Below are 2,552 nucleotides of genomic sequence, written 5' to 3'. Positions count from 1 at the left end.
CCTGCGCGAGAAGCTCGAGGTAGGCGACACTGCCGTCCGGCGCGCCTTCCTCCAGCGCATCCCGCATGTCGAGGATCTTGATCTGACTAAGCAACCCGTTCTCCGCGGGGCGGTCCGGAACGGCCGTGCGCATCACGGCGGCTCGGGACGCATCCGCCGCCACAGGGCCACCTCGGCGTGAGGTGGCCTCGCCCGCGCGGCCTGGAGCAGCGGCACGGGCGTCGCTGCGTCCGCCTGCCCGAGCTCCGGCACGGTGGTGAGCCGGGGTCGCGTCGAGGCGCGGCAGCTGCTCCAGCGCCGGCCATCCCGCTTGAGCCGCCACGTGAGGCAAAGCGAGGTGCTCGGGAAGCGGCGCTGGCCCTCTCGTCGGGTCGAGGTACAGGCGCAACAGGTGCGCGGTGCCGAGTGCGTCTGGAAGCGCGGAGTGTGCCCGCTCAAGGGGAACGCCGACCGCGGTGCAGCAGTCGACGAGGCGTCGCCGCGGTAGGTCGGGCAGGTAGTAGGAGCTCGCCTCCAGAGTGCACAACCGTTGAACGTCCGGCAGCCGTACGAACGCGCGCTCGTACTCCGCCATGAGGAAGCCAAGGTCGAAGGGCAGGTTGTGCGCGACGACCACGCGACCCCCCAGCTGCGCATGCAGGTGAGGCAGGACCTCACCGAACAACGGGGCCCGGTCTGCCTCCTTCTGGGTGATGCCGTGTACGTGTGTCGCACCGACCGGCCCGCACGGGTTCACCCGTGAGCTCCACTGGTGTTGGACGCGACCCCAGGCGTCGGTCGTCACGACGGCGACCTCGACGACCCGGTGACTGTGTCGGGAGAAGCCGCTGGTCTCCACGTCCACCACGGCGAATCCGGGACCGTGTGGGGGCGCCGCCACCCCCCGAGCCCCGGGTGCGTGCGTCCCGTTCCTCCCGAACAACCTGGACCAAAACCCCATAGTTCCCCTTCGTCGCTGTCCCCTACGGCGGCCGACCTCCGGTGCTGGCAGCTCTTGCCGTACGAGTTCCACAGGTACCAGGCCAGGAGGACACAAGGGGGCAGATCACGCAACCTTCGTCGTCACGGGGCAGTCATCGACCCGGGGGGCCAGGCGTTGCGCGTCCTGAGGTCGCGTTGGGTTCTCCGCGGACGTCGGGTGTGGCGCCTCCGGGCGGCACCTCGTTCCGCGGCTGTGCGTCCGCCTCTTGGGGCCTGACGCTAGGCTCGTAGCGGGGAAGTGCTCCTGTTCCTTCTCGAGCTCGTTCGTGTCTTCTCACGGGACCTCGCACCATCCCCCGGGCCTCTAGCTCAACTGGCAGAGCAGCGGACTTTTAATCCGCGGGTTGTGGGTTCGAGCCCCACGGGGCCCACCCCTGACCGTCCCGCTCCTGACGTGTACGGCCTGCGGACCGGGCCCAACCCTCTCCGCCACACGAGGGAACGTCTTCAAGGCTCGACCGTCAGGGTCGATGCACGACGAATGGCCCGAAAGAAGAAGAGCAGCGACGCCGACACCGCCAAGGCCATCGTGGCCTTCCTCCTCGTCGGCAGCTTCCTCGGCTGGTTCGAGGTAGCGCGCGACTTCGTCGCCGACCGTCTCCCCCTCTTCATCGCCCTCGGTGTCGCCCTCCTGACGCTCCTCGTCCTCGTCGTCCGGCGGCTGCTCGTCACTGCCCGGGCGAACAGGGCTAGGCAACGCGTCCTCGACGCGCAGGTCGCCAGCACCGACGGCATGACCGGCAAGGAGTTCGAGCAGCTGGTGGCTCGCCTCCTCCAGCGCGACGGCTACGCCGACGTGCGTATCCCCGGTGGCTCCGGCGACCTGGGGGCCGACGTCATGGCCACCGCACCTGACGGCTCCGTCGTGGTCGTCCAGTGCAAGCGCTACTCCGAGAAGGCGCGCGTCTCCTCCCCCGACATGCAGAAGTTCCTCGGCACCTGCTTCACCGAGCACGACGCCGACCACGCCTGGTTCGTCACCACCACGCGCTTCTCCGAGCCCGCGCGTGACCTGGGCACCCGGCGGGGCGTCACCCTCGTCGACCGCAGCGCACTCGCCGAGTGGATGGCCCGCGGTGCGAGCGTCGCGCCGGCCGCGACTCTCGTGCCGCGACCCGACACCGTGCCCGGGCCCGCCTGAGCGGACCTGGGACCCGCCACCTCAGCCGGCACGCCAGGCGACCGCCGCCCACAACGGGTCCCCGCGACCGCCCGGCGGCGTCCGCAGCGACACCTCCGGCTCCCCGAACACCCCCGCCGAGCGCAGGTACGCCGCGACGATCTCGCAGCGGCCCGCCTCGTCGGCGTCCAGCCAGCCCCGCACGGCCTTGGTCCAGAACAACCGGTTGGAGAAGGTGAGCACCACCGGCGCCCCCGGACGCAGCACCCGGCCCACCTCGCGCAGCACCTCGACGGGGCGCACGAGGTAGTCGACCGACACGCAGCACACGACGGCGTCGAAGGAGCCGTCGCCGAAGGACAGCGTCACATCGGCGTTGAGGTCCTGCACGAGCCGTTCCGTCGCCGCGGTGTTGGCCTGCAGCTCCGCGGCGTTCAGCCCCAGGACCACC

The 2,552-nt window shown here is 70.7% G+C and carries 3 protein-coding genes and 1 tRNA gene; 2 read left to right on the top strand and 2 right to left on the bottom strand.

What is annotated here, in order from left to right:
• The coding region (locus ACTUAL_RS08905) for a 3'-5' exonuclease (protein ID WP_440899917.1) at positions 1 to 847 on the bottom strand (847 nt) is incomplete at its 3' end.
• Positions 848 to 1,279: 432 nt separating this feature from the next.
• Between ACTUAL_RS08905 and ACTUAL_RS08900 the strand changes: the two genes are divergently transcribed.
• A tRNA-Lys gene (locus tag ACTUAL_RS08900) sits at positions 1,280 to 1,352 on the top strand.
• Positions 1,353 to 1,462: 110 nt separating this feature from the next.
• The gene (locus tag ACTUAL_RS08895) at positions 1,463 to 2,122 is read left to right on the top strand and encodes a restriction endonuclease (protein ID WP_440899916.1); all 660 of its coding nucleotides are present in this window, start codon (positions 1,463 to 1,465) and stop codon (positions 2,120 to 2,122) included.
• A gap of 21 nt (positions 2,123 to 2,143) precedes the next feature.
• Here the strand turns inward: ACTUAL_RS08895 and ACTUAL_RS08890 are convergent.
• The coding region (locus tag ACTUAL_RS08890; RefSeq protein ID WP_440899915.1) for a methyltransferase domain-containing protein at positions 2,144 to 2,552 on the bottom strand (409 nt) is incomplete at its 5' end.

The organism is Actinosynnema sp., from assembly GCF_052038725.1.
This window is presented reverse-complemented; position numbering and strand designations above follow the sequence as displayed.

What these genes read in the sequence shown, in the direction of transcription:
- ACTUAL_RS08895 (WP_440899916.1), top strand. Translation starts at nt 1,463, where the DNA reads ATGGCCCGAAAGAAGAAGAGCAGCGACGCCGACACCGCCAAGGCCATC.